Source organism: Pseudomonas sp. PNPG3 (assembly GCF_023093815.1).
In the GTDB taxonomy this organism is placed as follows: Bacteria; Pseudomonadota; Gammaproteobacteria; order Pseudomonadales; family Pseudomonadaceae; genus Aquipseudomonas; species Aquipseudomonas asiatica.
Map to the genome: position 1 here is coordinate 1 of NZ_JALLKV010000294.1, position 250 is coordinate 250.

1 protein-coding gene is annotated in these 250 nt (G+C 72.8%); it reads left to right on the forward strand.

From position 1 onward, the window contains the following. Window positions 1-250, forward strand: a 250-nt coding sequence (locus MJ643_RS31110; RefSeq protein ID WP_247727369.1) for a hypothetical protein, incomplete at both ends; no start/stop codon positions are given.

Genomic DNA, 250 nt, shown 5'->3' on the forward strand with positions numbered 1-250 from the left:
CTCGGACACCTGGGACCTGTGGCAGGTCATCGGCGAGATCCTGCCGGCGCTGAAGGAGCGGATCATGGGCCGCGACGGCCGTCTGGTGATCCGTCCCGACTCGGGGAACCCGGTCGACATCCTGTGCGGCACCGTCCGCGAGGCCGGCGCCGGGGCCGACGGGCCCGAGGCCGGGGTCGTCGAGACCCTGTGGCGCGAGTTCGGCGGCTCCGTCACCGCGCAGGGCTTCAAGGTCCTGGACCCGCACATC